Here is a 17,591-nt window from a genome sequence, read left to right as displayed (position 1 = left end):
CCAGGCCGGGGTTTTTTGGTTAGCCTATCTTACGGCCTTCCATCAGGCGCTCGACCAGCGGCGTCATGATAAGCTCCATCGCCAGCCCCATTTTACCGCCCGGCACCACCAGGGTGTTCATGTGCGAGATAAACGAGCCCTGCAGCATCGCCAACAGCCAGGGGAAATCGATATTCTGCAGATTGCGGAAATGGATCACTACAAAGCTCTCGTCCAGCGAGGGGATCGCTTTGGCGGCAAACGGGTTGGAGGTGTCCACCGTCGGCACGCGCTGAAAGTTGATATGGGTGCGGGAAAATTGCGGGGTAATGAAGTTGATGTAATCTTCCATCGAGCGGACGACCGAGTCCATCACCGCCTCCCGGGAGTGGCCGCGTTCGCTGGTGTCGCGAATAAGCTTTTGGATCCACTCGAGGTTAACGATAGGCACCACCCCGACCAGCAGGTCGACATGGCTGGCGACATCATGCTGCGGCGTGACAACCCCGCCGTGCAGCCCCTCATAGAACAGCACGTCTGTCGGCTCCGGCAGCGGCTGCCAGGGGGTAAAGGTCCCCGGCACCTGATTCCACGGCACGGCTTCGTCATAGGTGTGGAGATATTTCCGCGACTGACCTTTGCCGTGGCGACCATAGTCGACAAAGGTCTGCTCCAGCAGGCCGAAGTCGTTCGCCTCCGGGCCAAAGTAGCTGATATGTTTACCCTGATCCCGCGCCTTACGGATCGCCATGTCCATTTCCGGGCGGGTGTAGCGATGAAAGCTATCGCCTTCCACCTCCGCGGCATGCAGGTTTAGCTGCGCGAAGATTTTGCGAAAGGCAAGGCTGGTGGTGGTAGTGCCCGCGCCGCTGGAGCCCGTGACGGCGATCACCGGATGTTTGGCAGACATAACAACTCCCTGGTTAAACGATGTAGTGGCGTCGCCTTAGCCGTTAAACAGCGCGCGCGGCATAATATTGACCGTCTCATGCAGTTCCGACCACACAAGGACCGCCTCTCCGCGTTTCAGCTGCTGTTTTACATCGGCGACTTTATCGGCAAGTGAACGTTCATATTCACCATAATCGGTGCCTTCACGTAACACAAAGCTTTCAATCAGGTTATCCAGCGTTTCGGGATCCAGATCCTGCCAGGGAATAATCATACGGGAACCTCCAGCCAGCGGTTTAACCAGTCGGGAATGCGTCTTTCCAGCCACATCTCCGGTTTACGCAGAGTGCCGCTGACAAAGCCAACGTGGCCGCCTTGCTCGGTCAATTGATACTCTACGTTCGCGGGCAGTTGCTCCTGCGGCGGAATAGAGTGGTGATCCATAAACGGATCGTCTTTCGCGTGAATGATGAGCGTCGGCTTAGTGATATCGCTGAGCCGCGGCATGGCGCTGCATTGCCGGTAATAATCCAGCGCATCGGCAAAGCCATGGATTTTGGCGGTGATCATATCGTCAAATTCCCGGATGCGGCGCATCCCTTTGAGCTGGCGTAAATCGACGGGCAGCGAGCCCGGGTACGCTTTCAGCTTGCGTGAAGCGTTGGCTTTTAACAGATTGAGCAGATAGCGCTGATAAACCCGCGAGAAGCCCTTATCCATATGATAGCTGCAGGCTTCGAGCATGAAAGGCGCGGAGACGATCACCGCCGCATCCAGCGGGCAGCGGTCGCCTTCTTCTGCCAGCAGGCAGCCCAGCATATTGCCGCCCAGCGAATAGCCGACGGCCGCGGTCGGCGCGGGACCAAACTCGCGCTTCAGCCAGTGCAAAAACCAGGTGCCATCTTCCGTTTCGCCGGAGTGATAGATGCGGTGATTGCGGTTAGGTTCGCCGCTGCAGCCGCGGAAATGCATCACCACGCCCAGCCAGCCGCGCTGTATCGCCGCGTGGATCAGACCATGGGCGTACGGGCTGTGCAGACTGCCTTCCAGGCCGTGAAAAACGACGAGGCGCGGCTTATGGCGCGCCTGGTGCGGGTCTTCGCTCCAGGCCAGATCGACAAAATCGCCGTCCGGCAGCTCAAGGCGCTGCCAGTGCGGGGTAAAGCGCAATTTACGGCGAATCAGCCGCGGCAGCATGGTTTGCAGATGACGATTGCCCACGCCGCGCATCGGATGGAACTCACGCGAATCGTTTTCGGGGGGCGTCATGTCTGTGGGGATGATTTCAACCATAGCACCAGAACAATTAATAAACGTGATGATGACTATACCGCGCAGGGCATGCAGGGGGTTAGCCAATATGTGGTCTTGCGGCCAGTGACGCCAGCTTACAGCAAAAACAAATCATTGATGTCGCTGATGGCCAGGCCATGAAGAGGGCAGAAACCCACCCTGCCAGCGGCAGCGTACGCGCAGGCAGGATGAAGAGGAAGAGTTTAGCCTTCCTGAAGCATGCGCTCCAGCTGCTCCTGGGCCTCCAGCCAGGCCATCTCGCACTCCTCCAGCCCGGACTTCGCGCTGGCCTGCTGCTGCAGGCATTCGGTCAGCTCGGCTTTACGTGAGGCGTCATAAAGCTCACTGTCGCCAAGTTTTTCTTCCGCACTGGCCAACTGCGCGTTGAGCTTGTCCATCTCTTTTTCCAGACGGGCGATCTCTTTGCGCAGCGGTTGGGTCTGGCTGCGCAGCTCCGCTTCCCGACGCTTCTGGTCTTTGCGCGCCTGGGCGCTATTGCCGCTCTCTTTTGGCGCCTCGCCGCTCTGGGACTCCTGTTTTTGCGAGTCGCTGAGCCACTGCTGATAATCTTCCAGATCGCCGTCGAACGGCTCGACTTTACCATCGTGGACGAGGTACAGATCGTCAGTGGTGGAACGGATCAGGTGCCGATCGTGCGATACGACCACCAGCGCCCCTTCAAAGTCGATCAGCGCTTCGGTTAAGGCCTGACGCATATCGAGGTCAAGGTGGTTGGTCGGTTCATCGAGCAGCAGCAGGTTAGGGCGCTGCCAGACGATCAGGGCCAGTACCAGGCGCGCCTTTTCTCCACCGGAGAAGCGGCGGGTTTCTTCGCTCACCTTATCGCCCTGGAAACCAAAGCCGCCGAGATAATCACGCAGCTTCTGCTCCAGCTCCTGCGGCGCCAGACGCGCCAGGTGCTGCAGCGGCGACTCATCGGCGCGCAGGAATTCCAGCTGATGCTGGGCGAAGTAGCCGAGCTTGATGCCTTTCGCGAGGCCGATCTCGCCGCTTACGGGCTGGAGCTCGCCTGCCAGGAGCTTAATCAGCGTCGACTTCCCGGCGCCGTTGCGGCCCAGCAGGCCGATACGCGAGCCCGGCACCAGGTTAAGCTTGATGGAGTCGAGAATAATACGCTCGCCGTAGCCGGCGCTGACTTTCTCCATCTTCAGCAGCGGGTTAGGCAAGCTCTCCGGCTGGCGGAAGCTGAAGTGGAACGGGTTATCCACGTGCGCCGGAGCGATAAGCTCCATCCGCTCCAGCATTTTGATCCGGCTTTGCGCCTGCTTGGCCTTGGTGGCTTTGGCACGGAAGCGATCGATATAGCTTTGCAGGTGCGCGACGCGCTGCTGCTGGCTTTCGTACATCGCCTGCTGCTGAGCGAGGCGGGTGGCGCGCTGCACTTCAAACGAACTGTAGTTGCCGGTGTACTCAAACATTGTCTGCTGTTCGATATGGATAATTTTGTCGACGATAGGATCGAGAAAATCGCGATCGTGGGAGATGAGGATCAGCGTTCCCGTATAGCCCTTCAGCCACTTCTCCAGCCAGATCACCGCATCGAGATCGAGGTGGTTAGTCGGTTCATCGAGCAGCAGCAGATCGGAGCGGCAGATCAGCGCCTGGGCGAGGTTAAGGCGCATACGCCAGCCGCCGGAAAAATCGCTGACCGGCCGCTCAAGCTGTTCATTGCTGAACCCCAGTCCGTGCAGCAGGCTGGCGGCGCGCGAACGGATCGTCCAGGCGTCGATGGCGTCCAGCTTACCGTGGACGGTTGCGATAGCATGACCGTCGTTGCGTTCGTTAGCCTGCTGGAGCGCGGCCTCCAGCTGGCGATATTCTCGATCGCCGTCAATGACATAATCGATTGCCGGCTGCGGTAGCGCCGGGGTTTCCTGATTCACCCAGGCCAGCTGCCAGTTGCCGGGAAAGGTCATACTGCCGCCGTCAGCGCTTATCTCGTTTTTCAAAAGCGATAGCAGCGTCGATTTCCCGCAGCCGTTTTTCCCCACCAGACCGACCTTTTGGCCAGGATTGATGGTAGCGGTGGCGTTGTCCAGCAGGACGCGTACGCCGCGACGAATTTGTAACGAGGAGAAAACAATCATAAGGCGCCGTATGTTCAGACTATGTTAATTTGTCATTATGATAATGTAGTGTGGAAGCGAATCGCTTCACCGGGCCGCCATGGTAGCCCAAAACGAAGACGATACACAAAGTCATTCTGGCTGTGTCAAAACGCCGGGGCTGTGCAGGCCGCCAGAAGACCTACGGGAGGGGAATGATGTCTCAGACAGCGAAAGTGTTGCTGCTGTATGCCCACCCAGAATCTCAGGATTCCGTGGCCAACCGGGTTTTATTAGAGCCGGCCTTACAGTTGCCGAACGTCACCGTGCACGATCTCTACGCGCACTATCCGGATTTTTTTATCGATATTGCTTACGAACAGGACCTGCTGCGCCAGCATGAGGTGATTGTTTTCCAGCACCCTTTATATACCTGGAGCTGTCCGGCGCTGCTTAAGGAGTGGCTGGATCGTGTGTTAAGCCGCGGCTTCGCCAGCGGCGCCGGAGGGAACGAACTGGCGGGAAAGTACTGGCGCAGCGTGATCACTACCGGCGAGCCTGAGAGCGCCTACCGTCGCGATGCTAATCGCTATCCGATGAACGATATTTTACGTCCTTTTGAACTGACCGCCGGCATGTGCCGTATGCACTGGATGAGCCCCATTATCGTCTACTGGGCCCGGAGGCAGCAGCCAGAGGAGCTGCGCAGCCGCGCCCTGGCCTACCGGGACTGGTTGGCCAACCCCATCGCCGCCGGAGGTGTCCATGGCGGGATCTGATTTGCTGCTGGCGGGGGTGTTGTTTTTGTTCGCGGCCGTCATCGCCGTCCCTCTGGCTTCAAGACTGGGGATTGGCGCGGTGCTGGGCTATCTGCTGGCCGGGATCGCCATTGGTCCGTGGGGGCTCGGGTTTATCAGCGATGTGGATGAAATTCTCCATTTCTCTGAGCTCGGCGTAGTGTTTCTGATGTTTATCATCGGCCTGGAGCTCAATCCCGCCAAGCTATGGCGACTGCGGAGCTCCATCTTCGGCGTTGGCGCGGCGCAGGTGATGCTCAGCGCGGCGATCCTCGGTGGGTTGCTGATGACGACCGGGTTTTCATGGCAGGCGGCGGTGGTCGGCGGGATCGGCCTGGCGATGTCTTCCACCGCCATGGCGCTGCAGCTGATGCGTGAGAAGGGAATGAGCCGCAGCGAAGCGGGACAGCTAGGCTTTTCGGTGCTGCTGTTTCAGGATCTGGCGGTGATCCCGGCGCTGGCGCTGGTGCCCCTGCTGGCCGGTTCAGCGGATGAGCATGTGAACTGGTTGACGGTCGGCATGAAGGTCCTGGCCTTTGCCGGGATGCTGATTGGCGGACGCTATCTGCTGCGGCCGGTGTTCCGTTTTATCGCCAGCTCGGGGGTCAGGGAGGTGTTCACTGCCGCCACGCTGCTGTTGGTCCTCGGATCTGCCCTGTTTATGGAGGCGCTGGGGCTGTCGATGGCGCTGGGCACCTTTATTGCCGGCGTGCTGCTGGCGGAAAGTGAGTATCGCCACGAACTGGAGATCGCTATCGATCCGTTCAAGGGGCTGCTGCTCGGGTTGTTCTTTATTTCCGTCGGCATGGCGCTGAACCTTGGCGTACTGTATACCCATCTGCTGTGGGTGGCGGTGAGCGTGGCGGTGCTGGTGGCGGTAAAAATGCTGGTGCTCTATCTGCTGGCCCGTCTCTATGGCCTGCGAAGTTCCGAGCGGATGCAGTTCGCGGGCGTATTAAGCCAGGGCGGCGAGTTCGCGTTTGTCCTCTTTTCGCTGCCCGCCTCTCAGCGGTTGTTTCAGCACGACCAGATGGCGCTGCTGCTGGTGGCGGTAACGTTGTCGATGATGACGACGCCGCTGCTGATGAAGGGGATAGATAAGCTATTGTCGCGACGGCTGAACCCGGCGGACGATACCGGTGAGGCGCCGTGGGTGGAGGATGACAAGCCGCAGGTGATTATTGTCGGGTTTGGTCGCTTTGGTCAGGTCATTGGTCGCCTGCTGATGGCCAATAAGATGCGTATTACGGTACTGGAGCGGGACATCAGCGCGGTAAATCTGATGCGCAACTATGGCTATAAAGTCTATTTTGGCGATGCCACCCAGCTGGAGCTGCTGCGCTCGGCGGGAGCGGAAGAGGCGCAGTCGATCGTCATCACCTGTAATGAGCCAGAAGATACCATGCGGCTGGTGGAAATGTGTCAACAACACTTTCCACATCTGCATATTCTGGCCCGCGCTCGCGGGCGCGTTGAGGCGCATGAGCTGCTGCAGGCCGGCGTGACGCAGTTTTCTCGTGAAACTTTCTCCAGTGCGTTGGAGCTGGGGCGCAAAGCGCTCATCACCCTCGGGATGCATCCTCACCAGGCCCAGCGCGCGCAGCTGCACTTCCGACGCCTCGATATGCGAATGCTGCGCGAGCTAATGCCAGTGCATACTGATACGGTACAGATATCACGCGTGCGGGAGGCCCGGCGCGAACTGGAAGAGATTTTCCAGCGCGAAATGCAGAAAGAGAGCCGGCAGCTGGACGGCTGGGACGAGTTTGAATAAAGGTAAATCTTATGGCAGTGCGTAAACGTTTTATTGCCGGGGCGAAATGTCCGGCGTGCCAGGCGCAGGATTCGCTGGCAATGTGGCGTGAGAATAATGTCGATGTTGTTGAGTGCGTTAAGTGCGGTCATCAGATGCGTGAGGCAGATAAAGAGGCCCGTGAGCATGTACGCAAAGAGGAGCAGGTGATTGGCATTTTTCATCCCGACTAGCGTTATCCGTCGGCTTTTTTTAAGCTAAAGGGTACACGGCAGCAGAATTCCGCTACAATCTGCGCCACTATTCTTCCCATCTCAGGAGATATCATGAAAGTAGCAAAAGACCTGGTGGTCAGCCTGGCCTATCAGGTACGTACAGAAGACGGTGTGTTGGTTGATGAATCTCCGGTAAGCGCGCCGCTGGATTACCTGCACGGTCACGGCTCCCTGATTTCCGGCCTGGAAAACGCGCTGGATGGCCACGAAGTGGGCGACAAATTTGACGTTGCCGTCGGCGCTAACGACGCTTACGGTCAGTATGACGAAAACCTGGTGCAGCGTGTACCGAAAGACGTCTTCATGGGCGTTGATGAACTGCAGGTTGGCATGCGCTTCCTGGCGGAAACCGATCAGGGTCCGGTACCAGTAGAAATCACTGAAGTTGAAGACGACCACGTTGTGGTTGATGGCAACCACATGCTGGCTGGCCAGAACCTGAAGTTTAATGTGGAAGTCGTCGCCATCCGCGAAGCGACTGCGGAAGAGCTGGAGCACGGTCACGTGCACGGCGCGCATGGCCACGATCACGATCATGACCATGGTCATGACGGTTGCTGCGGCGGCCACGGCCACGGCCACGATCATGGTCACGACCATGGTAAAGGCGGCTGCGGCGGCCACGGTGGCTGCGGCTGCCACTAATCTTTGCGCTTCGGCACGAAGACGACAAAAAAGCGGGGAAACCCGCTTTTTTTACGCCTCAATAGTGCGGCGGTGGCGTCTCTTCCGCCTGGGAGGCGATATGGGAGGGTTGGGTCGCCTTCAGCTTCTCGATCATCAGACGCATATGCTCCCGCATCTTCGCCATCTCGATCTCGTGGGCGGTCACGGTTTTGTTGAGGTCTTCGATGGTGATTTCCTGAAACGCCAGCCGGCTTTCCAGCTCCGCAAGGCGCGTTTCTAATGTGCTATCGTGCATGGGTAACCTCTTTAGTCTGATCCTGCGGGCGGATTCTACTTAAGTTTCCCCTGGCGCGCAGCATCGCTGCGCCGTACAGGAAACTTATTCATACAAAAATAGTCCTAAAAGAGGCGATATTCAGGAACGTCCGTATGTAGATTTTAACGGCAACGTTCTATAGTACGTTTTTTGCTTTTTACGATAACCCTGGGGCGAGAGGCCCCGGCCCTGGAGAAATGGATGAAATCACTGTTTAAAGTAACGCTGCTGGCGACCACAATGGCCGTCGCCCTGAATGCACCGCTGACCTTCGCTGCAGATACGGCAACGAAGGCAGCCCCGGCGGCTGAGAGTAAATCGGCATTTAAAAATGACGATCAGAAATCGGCCTATGCGCTGGGCGCGTCCCTGGGGCGTTACATGGAAAACTCCCTGAAAGAACAAGAGAAGCTGGGCATTAAGCTGGATAAAGCCCAGCTGATCGCCGGCGTACAGGACGCGTTTGCCGATAAGAGCAAACTGTCCGACCAGGAGATCGAACAGACTCTGCAGGCCTTTGAAACGCGCGTGAAGACCGCGGCTCAGCAGAAAATGGAAAAAGACGCCACTGAGAACGAAGCCAAAGGCAAAGCTTTCCGTGACAACTTTGCCAAAGAGAAGGGCGTGAAAACCTCAAAAACTGGCCTGCTGTATAAAGTCGAGAAAGAAGGCGCTGGCGATGCGCCGAAAGATAGCGATACCGTGGTGGTAAACTACAAAGGTACCCTGATCGACGGTAAAGAGTTTGATAACTCTTATACTCGCGGCGAGCCGCTCTCTTTCCGTCTCGACGGCGTGATCCCGGGCTGGACTGAAGGCCTGAAGAACATCAAGAAAGGCGGCAAAATCAAGCTGGTTATTCCGCCGGACCTGGCCTACGGTAAAACTGGCGTCCCGGGCATCCCGGCCAACTCTACGCTGGTCTTTGATGTAGAAGTGCTGGATATCAAACCGGCGCCGAAGGCAGATGCACAGCCGGAAGCCGCAGGCGATGCGAAAGCCGCGGACGCGAAAGCTGACGCTAAGAAGTAATCAGGTTCAGGCCGCCGTCTCGTCAGAGGCGGCGGCTTTTTTATTGAGCGCAGATATAATTAAAACTGGAAAGATCCTCAGGCGCTGTATTACTTTAGATAGCTTAATAATGATGATGAGCCTGCCCTGACAATAACGACAGGCTCCTGAAAAGGAGTGCTTTTTTTCATGTCCAGGTCGCTTTTAACCAATGAAACCAGCGAGCTTGACCTGCTGGATCAACGTCCCTTTGACCAGACCGATTTCGATATTCTCAAATCTTATGAAGCGGTAGTGGACGGGTTGGCGATGCTCATCGGTTCGCACTGTGAAATCGTGCTGCATTCTTTGCAGGATCTGAAATGCTCTGCCATCCGTATCGCCAATGGTGAACATACCGGCCGCCAAATTGGTTCACCGATTACCGATCTTGCGCTGCGCATGCTGCACGATATGACGGGCGCCGATAGCAGCGTTTCCAAATGCTACTTTACCCGCGCTAAAAGCGGCGTACTGATGAAGTCGGTGACGATTGCCATTCGCAACCGCGATCACCGAGTGATTGGTCTGCTGTGTATCAACATGAATCTGGATGTGCCGTTTTCCCAGATCATGAGCACCTTTATTCCGCCAGAAACGCCTGAAGTGAACTCGCCGGTGAACTTTGCTTCTTCGGTAGACGATCTGGTCGCCCAGACGCTGGAGTTCACCATTGAAGAGGTGAATGCCGATCGCAGCGTGTCTAACAATGCGAAAAACCGTCAAATCGTGCTGAATCTCTACGAGAAAGGGATCTTCGATATTAAAGACGCTATTAACCAGGTAGCCGATCGTCTGAACATCTCCAAGCACACCGTCTACCTCTATATTCGCCAGTTCAAAAGCGGCGATTTCCAGGGGCTGGATAAGTAATGCGTTTTGCCCTCACGGTGACCGGCCCAGCCTATGGCACGCAGCAGGCGAGCAGCGCCTGGCAATTTGCCCAGGCCGTGCTGCAGGAAGGCCATGAGCTGGCGTGCGTTTTTTTCTATCGCGAAGGCGTGCTTAACGCTAACCAGTTGACGGCGCCCGCCAGCGATGAGTTCGATCTGGTGCGCGGGTGGCAATCCCTCCACGATGAGCACGGCGTCGCGCTGCATATCTGCGTGGCGGCCGCCCTGCGTCGTGGCGTAACGGACGAACGCGAAGCGCAACAGCTCGCTCTGCCTGGCCACAATTTGCAGCCGGGTTTTACCTTGAGCGGGCTCGGCGCGCTAGCGGAAGCGGCGCTTACTTGCGATCGGATGGTGCAGTTCTGATGAAACGTGTGGCTTTTGTATTTTCCTCTGCGCCGCACGGCAGCGCCGCTGGCAGGGAAGGCCTCGATGCCTTATTAGCAACCTCTGCGCTCACCGACGATATTGGCGTGTTTTTTGTGGGCGACGGCGTGTTTCAGCTGTTACCCGAACAGCGGCCTGGCGCTGTGCTGGCCCGCGACTACATCGCTACCTTTAAATTGCTGTCGCTATATGATATCGACCAGTGCTGGCTGTGCGCCGACTCAGCGCGAGAGCGCGGCCTGGATCCCACGACCCCGTGGGTGGTGGATGTCGAATGCCTGGCGCCGGATGCCCTGCGCGCCCGTCTGCATGAATTTGATGTGATTTTGCGTTTCTGAGGCCCCCATGCTCCATACGCTCAGTGTTTCCCCCTGGCATGCCGACATCGCAGCGATGCTTCGTTTGATGGAGCACGGCGACGATCTGGTACTACTGTCTGACGGCGTCACCGCGGCCATCGCCGATGGTCGCTTCCTTGAGATCCTGCAATCCGCCCCCATAACCCTATACGTGCTGCAAGACGACGTTGACGCCCGCGGGCTGGCTGGTCAAATTGCGGACAGTGTCGGCAGGGTTAGCTATACTGATTTTGTCAGACTCACAGTCAAACATGCCGGTCAGTTGGCCTGGTGATGGCGGGATCGTTGTATATTTCTTGACACCTTTTCGGCACCGCCCTAAAATTCTGCGTCCTCATAATATATGAGGCGATTTATTACGTGTTTACGAAGCAAAAGCTAAAACCAGGAGCTATTTAATGGCAACAATTAACCAGCTGGTACGCAAACCACGCGCGCGCAAAGTTGCAAAGAGCAACGTGCCAGCGCTGGAAGCCTGCCCGCAGAAACGTGGCGTATGTACTCGCGTATATACCACCACTCCTAAGAAACCGAACTCCGCACTGCGTAAAGTTTGCCGTGTGCGTCTGACTAACGGTTTCGAAGTCACCTCCTACATCGGTGGTGAAGGTCACAACCTGCAGGAGCACTCCGTGATCCTGATCCGTGGCGGTCGTGTTAAAGACCTTCCGGGTGTTCGTTACCACACCGTTCGCGGTGCGCTTGACTGCTCCGGCGTTAAAGACCGTAAGCAGGCTCGCTCCAAGTACGGCGTGAAGCGTCCTAAGGCTTAATGGTTCTCCGTTAAGTAAGGCCAAACTGATTTATCTTAATGTCATACTAAACTCTTAGAGTTTTGGACAATCCTGAATTAACAACGGAGTATTTCCATGCCACGTCGTCGCGTCATTGGTCAGCGTAAAATTCTGCCGGATCCGAAGTTCGGATCAGAACTGCTGGCTAAATTTGTCAATATCCTGATGGTAGATGGTAAAAAATCTACTGCAGAAACTATCGTATACAGCGCGCTGGAGACCCTGGCTCAGCGTTCTGGTAAATCTGAACTGGAAGCCTTCGAAGTTGCGCTCGAAAACGTGCGCCCGACTGTCGAAGTTAAGTCCCGCCGCGTAGGTGGTTCTACTTATCAGGTTCCAGTTGAAGTTCGTCCGGTCCGTCGTAATGCCCTGGCAATGCGTTGGATCGTTGAAGCTGCTCGTAAACGCGGTGATAAATCCATGGCTCTGCGCCTGGCGAACGAACTCACTGATGCTGCAGACAACAAAGGTACTGCAGTTAAGAAACGTGAAGACGTTCACCGTATGGCCGAAGCCAACAAGGCGTTCGCTCACTACCGTTGGTAATCCCTTCGGAGTCATAGTCACCAGGCGGGCGCTTCAGATGAGTCGCCCGCTCTGGATAACTTAACTGAACGCCTAAAGAAATAAACGAGGAATCAAATGGCTCGTACAACACCCATCGCACGCTACCGTAACATCGGTATCAGTGCGCACATCGACGCCGGTAAAACCACTACTACCGAACGTATTCTGTTCTACACCGGTGTAAACCACAAAATCGGTGAAGTTCATGACGGCGCCGCTACCATGGACTGGATGGAGCAGGAGCAGGAACGTGGTATCACCATCACTTCCGCTGCGACTACTGCATTCTGGTCTGGTATGGCCAAACAGTATGAACCGCACCGCGTAAACATCATCGACACCCCGGGGCACGTTGACTTCACTATCGAAGTAGAACGTTCCATGCGTGTTCTTGATGGTGCGGTAATGGTTTACTGCGCAGTTGGTGGTGTTCAGCCGCAGTCTGAAACCGTATGGCGTCAGGCAAACAAATATAAAGTTCCGCGCATCGCGTTCGTTAACAAAATGGACCGCATGGGCGCTAACTTCCTGAAAGTTGTTGGTCAGATCAAAACCCGTCTGGGCGCGAACCCGGTTCCGCTGCAGCTGGCAATTGGTGCTGAAGAAGGTTTCACCGGCGTTGTTGACCTGGTGAAAATGAAAGCCATCAACTGGAACGATGCAGACCAGGGCGTAACCTTCGAATACGAAGATATCCCGGCTGACATGCAGGACCTGGCTGATGAATGGCACCAGAACCTGATCGAATCCGCAGCTGAAGCTTCTGAAGAGCTGATGGAAAAATACCTGGGTGGTGAAGAACTGACTGAAGAAGAGATCAAAAAAGCTCTGCGTCAGCGCGTTCTGAACAACGAAATCATCCTGGTAACCTGTGGTTCTGCGTTCAAGAACAAAGGCGTTCAGGCGATGCTGGATGCGGTAATTGATTACCTGCCATCCCCGGTTGACGTACCTGCGATCAACGGTATCCTGGACGACGGTAAAGATACCCCGGCTGAGCGTCACGCAAGCGACGACGAGCCGTTCTCTGCACTGGCGTTCAAAATCGCTACCGACCCGTTCGTGGGTAACCTGACCTTCTTCCGCGTGTACTCCGGTGTGGTTAACTCTGGTGATACCGTACTGAACTCCGTGAAAGCTGCACGTGAGCGTTTCGGTCGTATCGTTCAGATGCACGCTAACAAACGTGAAGAGATCAAAGAAGTTCGCGCGGGCGACATCGCTGCTGCTATCGGTCTGAAAGACGTAACCACTGGTGACACCCTGTGTGACCCGGATGCGCCGATCATTCTGGAGCGTATGGAATTCCCTGAGCCGGTAATCTCCATCGCCGTTGAGCCGAAAACCAAAGCTGACCAGGAAAAAATGGGTCTGGCTCTGGGTCGTCTGGCTAAAGAAGACCCGTCTTTCCGCGTATGGACTGACGAAGAGTCTAACCAGACCATTATCGCCGGTATGGGTGAGCTGCACCTCGACATCATCGTTGACCGTATGAAGCGTGAATTCAACGTTGAAGCGAACGTCGGTAAACCTCAGGTTGCTTACCGTGAAGCGATTCGCGCGAAAGTTACCGATATCGAAGGTAAACACGCCAAGCAGTCTGGTGGTCGTGGTCAGTACGGTCACGTTGTGATCGACATGTACCCGCTGGAGCCGGGCTCTAACCCGAAAGGTTACGAGTTCATCAACGACATCAAAGGTGGTGTAATTCCTGGCGAATACATCCCGGCCGTTGATAAAGGCATCCAGGAACAGCTGAAAGCTGGTCCGCTGGCAGGTTACCCGGTAGTTGATATGGGTATCCGTCTGCACTTCGGTTCTTACCACGACGTTGACTCCTCTGAGCTGGCGTTTAAACTGGCTGCGTCTATTGCCTTTAAAGAAGGCTTTAAGAAAGCAAAACCAGTTCTGCTTGAGCCGATCATGAAGGTTGAAGTAGAAACTCCGGAAGAGAACACTGGTGACGTTATCGGTGACTTGAGCCGTCGTCGCGGTATGCTGCGCGGTCAGGAATCCGAAGTAACCGGCGTTAAGATCCACGCTGAAGTACCGCTGTCCGAAATGTTCGGTTATGCAACTCAGCTGCGTTCTCTGACCAAAGGTCGTGCATCATACACCATGGAATTCCTGAAGTATGATGATGCGCCGAACAACGTTGCTCAGGCCGTTATTGAAGCCCGTGGTAAATAATCCACAGGATTAAAACCTAAGTCCCGTGCTCTCTCCGAAGGGGAGAGCACTATAGTAAGGAATATAGCCGTGTCTAAAGAAAAATTTGAACGTACAAAACCGCACGTCAACGTTGGTACTATCGGCCACGTTGACCATGGTAAAACTACCCTGACTGCTGCCATCACTACCGTTCTGGCTAAAACCTACGGTGGTTCTGCTCGCGCATTCGACCAGATCGATAACGCGCCGGAAGAAAAAGCTCGTGGTATCACCATCAACACCTCTCACGTTGAATATGACACCCCGACTCGCCACTACGCGCACGTAGACTGCCCGGGCCACGCCGACTATGTTAAAAACATGATCACCGGTGCTGCGCAGATGGACGGCGCGATCCTGGTTGTTGCTGCGACTGACGGCCCGATGCCGCAGACTCGTGAGCACATCCTGCTGGGTCGTCAGGTAGGCGTTCCGTACATCATCGTGTTCCTGAACAAATGCGACATGGTTGATGACGAAGAGCTGCTGGAACTGGTTGAGATGGAAGTTCGTGAACTGCTGTCTCAGTACGATTTCCCGGGCGACGACACTCCGATCGTTCGTGGTTCTGCTCTGAAAGCGCTGGAAGGCGACGCAGAGTGGGAAGCGAAAATCATCGAACTGGCTGGCCACCTGGATACCTATATCCCGGAACCAGAGCGTGCGATTGACAAGCCGTTCCTGCTGCCGATCGAAGACGTATTCTCCATCTCCGGTCGTGGTACCGTTGTTACCGGTCGTGTAGAGCGCGGTATCATCAAAGTAGGTGAAGAAGTTGAAATCGTTGGTATCAAAGAAACCGCGAAAACCACCTGTACTGGCGTTGAAATGTTCCGCAAACTGCTGGACGAAGGCCGTGCTGGTGAGAACGTAGGTGTTCTGCTGCGTGGTATCAAACGTGAAGAAATCGAACGTGGTCAGGTACTGGCTAAGCCGGGCACCATCAACCCGCACACCAAGTTCGAATCTGAAGTGTACATCCTGTCCAAAGACGAAGGCGGCCGTCATACTCCGTTCTTCAAAGGCTACCGTCCGCAGTTCTACTTCCGTACTACTGACGTGACTGGCACCATCGAACTGCCGGAAGGCGTAGAGATGGTAATGCCGGGCGACAACATCAAAATGGTTGTTACCCTGATCCACCCGATCGCGATGGACGACGGCCTGCGTTTCGCAATCCGTGAAGGCGGCCGTACCGTTGGCGCGGGCGTTGTAGCTAAAGTTCTGGGCTAATTCGTTAGCTTTGAATTAAAAAGGGCGCTTCGGCGCCCTTTTTGCTGTCTGTCATTCAGCGAAAAACGGATTTTTGCTGGCTATTCATATCGTGCGTTGCGGCGGATAATGAGCAAATGGTCTATTGTAATCATAACCATTCTCATTTAATATTTGTGCATAAATTGAACGGGAGTTTCTATGTACGTTTGTTTGTGCAATGGCGTCAGCGATAAAAAAATTCGTCAGGTTGTGCGCCAGTTTCAACCGCAATCTTTTCAGCAATTACGTAAGTTTGTTCCCGTGGGAAATCAATGCGGTAAGTGTGTTCGTGCCGCGCGTGAAGTGATGGAAGATGAATTAACCACCATGCCGGAATTCAAAGAAATCGCCTGAAGTCCACGCTTCTCTTTTGACATCCCTATAGGCCGGGCTACGCTTCAATGAGTGGAAGCGGAGGGACTATATAATGAAAGGTGATGTCAAAATCATAAGTTATCTCAATAAATTATTGGGAAATGAGCTAGTCGCAATTAATCAGTACTTTCTTCATGCGAGAATGTTTAAAAATTGGGGCCTGATGCGCCTCAACGATATTGAGTACCACGAATCCATCGACGAAATGAAGCACGCCGATAAGTATATCGAGCGTATTCTTTTTCTCGAAGGTATCCCTAATCTGCAGGATCTCGGCAAACTTGGCATCGGTGAAGATGTGGAAGAGATGCTGCGGTCCGATTTGAGGCTGGAGCTGGAAGGGGCGCAAAATTTGCGTGAGGCTATTGCCTATGCCGACAGCGTCCATGACTACGTCAGCCGCGATATGATGATTGAGATCCTGGCGGATGAAGAAGGCCATATCGACTGGCTGGAAACCGAACTCGATTTGATTGGCAAAATCGGTCTGCAAAATTACCTGCAGTCGCAGATCAAAGTGTCAGACTAGCCAGCGTCTGCCACCCGCACCAAAAACCCGCGGCCGCCAGGAATGGCCCAAACGGCAGCGGGTTGCTTCTTCCCCATTTGCTCTTCCTGCCGCAACTGGCGTATAAACCTGCTCCTGCCCACGCTATGCCGGCGAGTAGCGAGGCAACCAGGACCAACTGCGGCAGCAATCGCCAGCCATGCCAGGCGCCGAGGGCGGCAAGATATTTTATATCTCCATAACCCAACCCTTCATAGCCGCGGATACCGCGGTATAGCCAGTAAATCGCAGCCAAAGAGAGATAGCCCGCTATCGCCCCCCAGACGGCATCATGCAGCTGGTGCGGCGCCAGACAGAGATAAAAAAGTAAACCACTCCACAGCAGGGGACAGGTGTAACGGTCGGGCAACAGACCGTGGCGCAGATCCTGGTGGCATAATGCCACGGTCAAACCGCTATAGCACAGCAAGAAGGGGAGGGCGGCGAGCATAGTTGACCCCGCAATGATCGATGAACATTGCGTCACTATGCTCATCCTCTCCCGTTCAGCACAAAAGGCATTTTCCGGGAATGGATCCCACAATCCGCGCTCTTACTCCGCATTGCAGCCTCGTACAGCGCGCTAACGCGAAGGCGCGCAAATCCTGGTGATGATTTTCTAAACAGCACTTGCGTCGTGCCAGAATTTGCGTATAATGCGCGGGCCTGTCAAAGTTGACGGCCGGTTCAATATGAACCCTGGTAATCGCATTTGGGTTATCAAACAATGTCTCCAATCGGGGGACTATGTAAGAACGGTTACACTCTCCCATCAATCGTAATGGGTATGAGGAGTAATCATTTCGTCTATAAAATAATTGGAGCTCTGGTCTCATGCAGAACCAAAGAATCCGTATCCGCCTGAAAGCGTTTGATCATCGTCTGATCGATCAATCAACCGCGGAAATCGTCGAGACTGCTAAGCGCACTGGTGCGCAAGTCCGTGGTCCGATCCCGCTGCCGACCCGCAAAGAGCGCTTTACCGTTCTGATCTCCCCGCACGTCAACAAAGACGCGCGTGACCAGTACGAAATTCGCACTCACAAGCGTCTGGTTGACATCGTTGAGCCAACTGAAAAAACCGTTGATGCTCTGATGCGTCTGGATCTGGCTGCCGGTGTAGACGTGCAGATCAGCCTGGGTTAATCAGGTCATCG

At 55.2% G+C, this 17,591-nt stretch carries 22 protein-coding genes; 16 read left to right on the top strand and 6 right to left on the bottom strand.

Annotated features, from left to right (window positions below; genetic code table 11):
- Positions 1–19: 19 nt before the first annotated feature.
- The 4 genes from BHE81_RS17075 to BHE81_RS17055 all read right to left on the bottom strand — a co-directional run bounded on the left by BHE81_RS17075 (position 20) and on the right by BHE81_RS17055 (position 4,271).
- Complete coding sequence (locus BHE81_RS17075; protein ID WP_002920153.1) at positions 20–889, bottom strand: phosphoribulokinase; 870 nt, start codon at positions 887–889, stop codon at positions 20–22.
- Positions 890–925: 36 nt separating this feature from the next.
- On the bottom strand, positions 926–1,144 hold the full coding sequence (locus tag BHE81_RS17070; protein ID WP_004174055.1) for a YheU family protein: 219 nt from the start codon (positions 1,142–1,144) through the stop codon (positions 926–928).
- Positions 1,141–2,139 carry a hydrolase gene (locus BHE81_RS17065; RefSeq protein ID WP_072145335.1) on the bottom strand — a complete coding sequence of 333 codons (999 nt, stop codon included), beginning with the start codon at positions 2,137–2,139 and terminating at the stop codon, positions 1,141–1,143. The genes BHE81_RS17070 and BHE81_RS17065 overlap by 4 nt, the downstream gene beginning before the upstream one ends.
- A 227-nt stretch (positions 2,140–2,366) precedes the next feature.
- On the bottom strand, positions 2,367–4,271 hold the full coding sequence (locus BHE81_RS17055) for an ABC transporter ATP-binding protein (protein ID WP_004185926.1): 1,905 nt from the start codon (positions 4,269–4,271) through the stop codon (positions 2,367–2,369).
- Between the two features lie 173 nt (positions 4,272–4,444).
- Between BHE81_RS17055 and kefG the strand changes: the two genes are divergently transcribed.
- The 4 genes from kefG (at position 4,445) to slyD (ending at position 7,699) form a co-directional block, all read left to right on the top strand.
- A complete protein-coding gene (gene kefG, locus BHE81_RS17050; protein ID WP_004151401.1) occupies positions 4,445–5,008 on the top strand; it encodes a glutathione-regulated potassium-efflux system ancillary protein KefG in 564 nt (187 codons plus the stop codon).
- A complete protein-coding gene (gene kefB, locus BHE81_RS17045) occupies positions 4,995–6,800 on the top strand; it encodes a glutathione-regulated potassium-efflux system protein KefB (protein ID WP_004150031.1) in 1,806 nt (601 codons plus the stop codon). The genes kefG and kefB overlap by 14 nt, the downstream gene beginning before the upstream one ends.
- 11 nt (positions 6,801–6,811) lie before the next feature.
- A complete protein-coding gene (locus BHE81_RS17040) occupies positions 6,812–7,012 on the top strand; it encodes a YheV family putative zinc ribbon protein (protein WP_002920143.1) in 201 nt (66 codons plus the stop codon).
- A 93-nt stretch (positions 7,013–7,105) separates the two neighbouring features.
- Positions 7,106–7,699, top strand: a complete 594-nt coding sequence (gene slyD, locus BHE81_RS17035) for a peptidylprolyl isomerase (protein WP_023301463.1) — start codon at positions 7,106–7,108, stop codon at positions 7,697–7,699.
- Between the two features lie 58 nt (positions 7,700–7,757).
- Here the strand turns inward: slyD and BHE81_RS17030 are convergent, their stop codons facing one another.
- Positions 7,758–7,976 carry a protein SlyX gene (locus tag BHE81_RS17030; protein ID WP_002920136.1) on the bottom strand — a complete coding sequence of 73 codons (219 nt, stop codon included), beginning with the start codon at positions 7,974–7,976 and terminating at the stop codon, positions 7,758–7,760.
- A 222-nt stretch (positions 7,977–8,198) separates the two neighbouring features.
- On the opposite strand from BHE81_RS17030, the gene fkpA reads away from it, so the two are divergent.
- The 11 genes from fkpA to bfr all read left to right on the top strand — a co-directional run bounded on the left by fkpA (position 8,199) and on the right by bfr (position 16,416).
- Complete coding sequence (gene fkpA / locus BHE81_RS17025) at positions 8,199–9,029, top strand: FKBP-type peptidyl-prolyl cis-trans isomerase (protein ID WP_110246641.1); 831 nt, start codon at positions 8,199–8,201, stop codon at positions 9,027–9,029.
- 168 nt (positions 9,030–9,197) lie between these two features.
- Entirely contained in the window at positions 9,198–9,920 is a 723-nt protein-coding gene (locus BHE81_RS17020; RefSeq protein WP_002920130.1) for a helix-turn-helix transcriptional regulator, read from the top strand.
- Positions 9,920–10,306 carry a sulfurtransferase complex subunit TusD gene (tusD, locus tag BHE81_RS17015; protein WP_002920128.1) on the top strand — a complete coding sequence of 129 codons (387 nt, stop codon included), beginning with the start codon at positions 9,920–9,922 and terminating at the stop codon, positions 10,304–10,306. The genes BHE81_RS17020 and tusD overlap by 1 nt, the downstream gene beginning before the upstream one ends.
- Entirely contained in the window at positions 10,306–10,665 is a 360-nt protein-coding gene (tusC, locus tag BHE81_RS17010) for a sulfurtransferase complex subunit TusC (protein ID WP_004185917.1), read from the top strand. Before tusD ends, tusC begins: the two co-directional genes overlap by 1 nt.
- A gap of 7 nt (positions 10,666–10,672) precedes the next feature.
- Positions 10,673–10,960: a sulfurtransferase complex subunit TusB gene (gene tusB / locus BHE81_RS17005; protein WP_002920119.1), complete on the top strand. Its 288-nt coding sequence runs from the start codon at positions 10,673–10,675 to the stop codon at positions 10,958–10,960.
- A gap of 124 nt (positions 10,961–11,084) precedes the next feature.
- Entirely contained in the window at positions 11,085–11,459 is a 375-nt protein-coding gene (rpsL, locus tag BHE81_RS17000) for a 30S ribosomal protein S12 (protein WP_002920115.1), read from the top strand.
- A gap of 96 nt (positions 11,460–11,555) precedes the next feature.
- Positions 11,556–12,026: a 30S ribosomal protein S7 gene (gene rpsG, locus BHE81_RS16995; RefSeq protein ID WP_002920113.1), complete on the top strand. Its 471-nt coding sequence runs from the start codon at positions 11,556–11,558 to the stop codon at positions 12,024–12,026.
- A gap of 96 nt (positions 12,027–12,122) precedes the next feature.
- Entirely contained in the window at positions 12,123–14,237 is a 2,115-nt protein-coding gene (gene fusA, locus BHE81_RS16990; RefSeq protein WP_002920103.1) for an elongation factor G, read from the top strand.
- A gap of 69 nt (positions 14,238–14,306) precedes the next feature.
- On the top strand, positions 14,307–15,491 hold the full coding sequence (gene tuf, locus BHE81_RS16985) for an elongation factor Tu (RefSeq protein ID WP_004174069.1): 1,185 nt from the start codon (positions 14,307–14,309) through the stop codon (positions 15,489–15,491).
- Positions 15,492–15,671: 180 nt separating this feature from the next.
- On the top strand, positions 15,672–15,866 hold the full coding sequence (bfd, locus tag BHE81_RS16980; RefSeq protein ID WP_004152415.1) for a bacterioferritin-associated ferredoxin: 195 nt from the start codon (positions 15,672–15,674) through the stop codon (positions 15,864–15,866).
- A gap of 73 nt (positions 15,867–15,939) precedes the next feature.
- Positions 15,940–16,416 (top strand): bacterioferritin, encoded by a 477-nt coding sequence (gene bfr / locus BHE81_RS16975; protein WP_002919971.1) that lies wholly within the window; start codon positions 15,940–15,942, stop codon positions 16,414–16,416.
- Here the strand turns inward: bfr and BHE81_RS16970 are convergent.
- Positions 16,400–16,885, bottom strand: a complete 486-nt coding sequence (locus tag BHE81_RS16970) for a prepilin peptidase (RefSeq protein ID WP_004212528.1) — start codon at positions 16,883–16,885, stop codon at positions 16,400–16,402. The genes bfr and BHE81_RS16970 overlap by 17 nt on opposite strands.
- A gap of 383 nt (positions 16,886–17,268) precedes the next feature.
- Here BHE81_RS16970 and rpsJ point away from each other — a divergent pair, with 383 nt between their 5' ends.
- On the top strand, positions 17,269–17,580 hold the full coding sequence (gene rpsJ, locus BHE81_RS16965; protein WP_001181005.1) for a 30S ribosomal protein S10: 312 nt from the start codon (positions 17,269–17,271) through the stop codon (positions 17,578–17,580).
- Positions 17,581–17,591 lie beyond the last annotated feature (11 nt).

The sequence above is a fragment of the Klebsiella sp. AqSCr genome (assembly GCF_008452795.1).
Lineage (GTDB): Bacteria > Pseudomonadota > Gammaproteobacteria > Enterobacterales > Enterobacteriaceae > Klebsiella > Klebsiella pneumoniae.
This window is presented reverse-complemented; position numbering and strand designations above follow the sequence as displayed.